The organism is Enterovirga sp. (genome assembly GCF_028290205.1).
GTDB lineage: Bacteria > Pseudomonadota > Alphaproteobacteria > Rhizobiales > Beijerinckiaceae > Enterovirga.
Window position 1 is genome coordinate 1 of the sequence record NZ_JAQGKF010000234.1, and the last position, 3,768, is coordinate 3,768.

Here is a 3,768-nt window from a genome sequence, read left to right on the forward strand (position 1 = left end):
GGGCGCAGCGGCGGCGCCGGATCGGGCTCGGGCTGCAGCACGGTTCCAAGCCAGGCCGGCAGCGGCCCCTCCTCCGTCTCCCCGGCCTCCGGCTGCACCGGACCCGGCGCCACCGGATCGCGCCACAGATCCACCGGGCCGTAGGGCATCTCGGTCCGGACCAGGGCCCGGGTGGCCTCCTGGAAGCCACGCCGCACCATGGCGCACCAGGCATCCGGCACTTCCTTGCCGCGCGGCGTCGTGAACGGCGCGATGACGAGCCGGTCCCGCGCCCGCGTCAGAGCCACGTAGAGGAGCCGGTTGTGCTCCTCCTGGGCCCGTGCCCGGCATTCGGCCCGCGCCGCCGCCACGGCCGGCGGCTCCACCGCGCGCGGCCCGGCCGCCCAGACCGGGAGGCACTCGTCCGGGCCGACCGGGACCGGCAGGAGGTCCGGGTCCTGCCCGGCCACGTCGCAACCGTCGAGCACCACCACCAGCGGGGCCTCGAGGCCCTTGGCGCCGTGCACGGTCATCACCCTGACCTCGTTGCCGGCGCTCTCCGGATCGCGCCGGATCACGTGTTCGGCCGATTCGAACCCGGCCAGGAATCCGGTCAGCGAGGGCGCCTCGACGCCGCTCTCGGCCGCGGCGGCCCGGCACAGGAACACGTCGATGGCATCGGCCGCCTCGCCGCCGAGCCGCTCCACCAGCCGGCGCCGGCCGCCGCCCGGGCCCAGCAGAGTCGCGTAGAAGCCGAACGGGCCGTGCGCGCGGGCGAGGCTGCGCCACTGCTCCAGCGTGTCGACGGCGGCGCGGGCCCGCGCGTCACTGGGCGCGGCCGCGACCAGGGCCTCGACCAGCGACGCCCCCTCAGGCCGGTCGGCGGCGATGCGGACAAGGTCCTCGTCGTCGAAGCCGACCAGCGGCGATTTCAGCGCCGCCGCCAGCACGAGATCGTTGTCCGGCAGCAGGGCGGCCTGACCCGCCGCCACGAGGTCGGACACGGCGATCTGCTCGTTGATGTCGATGCGGTCGGCACCCGCGACCGGGATGCCGGCCGCCTTGAGGGCCCGGATCACGGCAAAAAAGGCCGGCCCACGCTTGCGGGCGAGGATCAGGATCTCGCCAGGCCGCCAGAGCCGGTTGGTGTCCGGGTCCGGCACCGTGGTCCAGCACCGCACGGCCTCCGCCACCCGAGACGCGGTCCGCAGCGCCGGCACCGTTCTGTCGGGCTGGTCCACGGGAAGGGTCCAGGCATCCGGCTCCGCATCCCGCTCGCCGGGGCATTCGGTCGGCCAGATCTCGACATGGCCATGCGCCTGCGGGCGGGCGCTCGCATGGGCGGTGCCGGCCGCGGCATCCTCGAAGGAGAGGCCCCGGAAATGGGCCGCCACCGCGAAGGTGTGGTCGACGGCGTGCAGAATGGCCGGCGCCGACCGGAAAGACAGGTCCAGCCGGACATCCACGAAGCGCAGCCGCGCCGCGTCGTGCCGCGCCCGCCAGAAGCGCCGGCTGTCCTCGAACAGGCGCGGATCGGCCCCCTGGAAGGAGTAGATCGACTGCTTCGGGTCGCCCACCGCGAACACGGTCCGGAGGCCCCGGCTGGGGCGACCGTGCCCGGCCGTGAACTCCTCCGTCAGGTGCTGCAGGATGCGCCACTGCTCGGGATTGGTGTCCTGCGCCTCGTCCACCAGGACGTGGTCGATGCCCCGGTCGAGCCGGTACAGCACCCAGGCGGCGTGGCCGCGCCCGAACAGGGCCAGCGTCTTGGTGATCAGGTCGTCGAAATCGAGCGCACCCATGCGCCGCTTGGCCGCCCGAATCTTGTCCCGCACGGCCCCGGCGAGACGATAGAGGGCCACGGTCCGATCGAGCGCCTCGGCGGCCTGGAGCCGCGCGAACAGGGCGAGCACGCGCTCCTGCTCCCCTTGCAACTGCTCCCGCACCGGCGCCGGCGCGCCCTTGGTGACGAGGTCCTTGCGGGGCAGCCAGCTCTTGGTGAGGAAGACCGAGAGGTAGAGCCCGCAGCCGAGCGCCGGATCGGCGGCCGCCGCGCCGCGCTCCAGCGTGTCGGCGCAGGTTGCGTCGGTGGACTTCCCGGTGGCCCGGATCTGGCCTGCCAGGGCCGGCCAGTCCGAGCGTGCGATCCCCTCCTCCAGGATGCGGCGGCGCAGCTCGTCCGGGCTCTCCTCCGGCCCGAGCAGCAGCGCCGCCCGCAGCCGCGCCTCGGCGGCCGCGAGCGCCTCCGGGCCGTCCGGCACGCGCGGATCGGCAACGGCCTGGTCCAGGAGCGCCACGAGGTCGTCGCCGGAGGCGAGCGCCGACACGACGTCCAGCGCCCGGGCGAGGCCGGGCCGCTCCGAGGCCCGCACCACGGCCTCGGTCAGCACGGCGGCGCGCGCCTCGGCGCGCAGCTCCGCGGCCTGGCCGTCGTCCAGCACCGCGAAGCGGGCCGGAACCTCGGCCTCGAAGGGAACGAGGTGGAGCACCCGCTCGCAAAAGGCGTGGATGGTCTCGATCTTGAGCCCGCCCGGCGTCTCAACCGCGCGGGCAAAGAGGCGGCGGGCGCCGGCCAGCACCGCCCGGCCCGGCCGCTCGCCCATGAGGCCGTGGAGAGCCTCTGTCAGCTTGGCATCGTCCAGGGTGACCCAGGCGCCCAGGGTGTGGAACACCCGCAGGGTCATCTCGGCCGCGGCCGCCTTGGTGAAGGTCAGGCACAGGATGCGGGCCGGCGGGGTGCCGGCCAGCATGAGGCGAATGACGCGGTCGGTCAGGACCTTGGTCTTGCCGGCTCCGGCATTGGCTGAGACCCAGACCGACTGGCCCGGATCGGCGGCGCGCCGCTGCCGCCCGAGCGTCAGCTCGTCGATGACGAGCGCGGTCATGGCAGCGGCTCGCCGCCGGGGCTGTCGCCCAGCACCGACCATTCGCCGACGCGCGCCAGGTGGTCGTAGCGGCCGGCGAAGCGGCTTTCGCGCGGCAGGCGGCGCGACAGGTAGCCCGCCTCGCCGCTCGCGAAGAGTCCGGCCAGCCGCGTCACGCCGTCCACGTGGGCCTCCACCAGATCGGCGAGGCTGGTGCCGTCGCGCGGCTTGATCTCCTGCGGCTTGACCCGGTCGCGGCCGCCCAGCTTGACGTAGAGGAGGTTCGGCACGGTCGCCGTCGGCGGCACGCCCTCGAACCCGCCGGCCCGCACCATGGCGGCCTCCAGCGTGAGCTGCGGCGCGAAGCCGACCCGCACCTCGTCCAGGCTCGGCATGCGGCCCGATTTGAAATCCACCACCGTGGCCGAGCCGTCGGCCGCGATCTCGATCCGGTCGGCATAGCCCCGGATGGCGAGCGGCGGACCGGACGGGAGCGGAATCTCGATGCGGCCGGGTTTCTCTACGAGGAGCCGGTCCATGGCCGCGCGGCGCTGATGCTCCCATTCCAGCAGATGAGGCACCATGCGCTCGAAATCCGGCGCCCAGAGCGCGTAGAGCTCGGGATAGGCCTCCTCGATGGGCCGAAACGCGTCGAGCCCGCGCTGAATCAGCTCGGCCCGGGCCTGCGGCGGCAGGGGACCGGGATGCGCGGCCGCAAAGGCGGCCAGCACCTCGTGCAGGATGGAGCCGCGATCGGCGAGATTGGGCCTCAGCCCGAGCGGATCCAGCGGCGACAGCCGGAGGATGTGGCGCGCGAACACCGCATAGGGGTCGCGCACCAGCGTCTCGATCTCCGTGACGCTGAGGCTGCGGGGAAACCGCTCCCCGCCGGGCCGCGGCGCCGGCCGGCGCGCACCGACGACGG

At 74.3% G+C, this 3,768-nt stretch carries 2 protein-coding genes; both read right to left on the reverse strand.

Features of this window, described 5'->3' with window-relative positions; all coding sequences use genetic code 11:
- A partial coding sequence (gene addA / locus JWR86_RS16405) for a double-strand break repair helicase AddA (RefSeq protein ID WP_299567445.1) occupies positions 1-2,864 on the reverse strand: 2,864 nt, incomplete at its 3' end.
- On the reverse strand, positions 2,861-3,768 hold a 908-nt coding region (locus tag JWR86_RS16410; protein ID WP_299567446.1), incomplete at its 5' end, for a PD-(D/E)XK nuclease family protein. The genes JWR86_RS16410 and addA, both read right to left, overlap by 4 nt.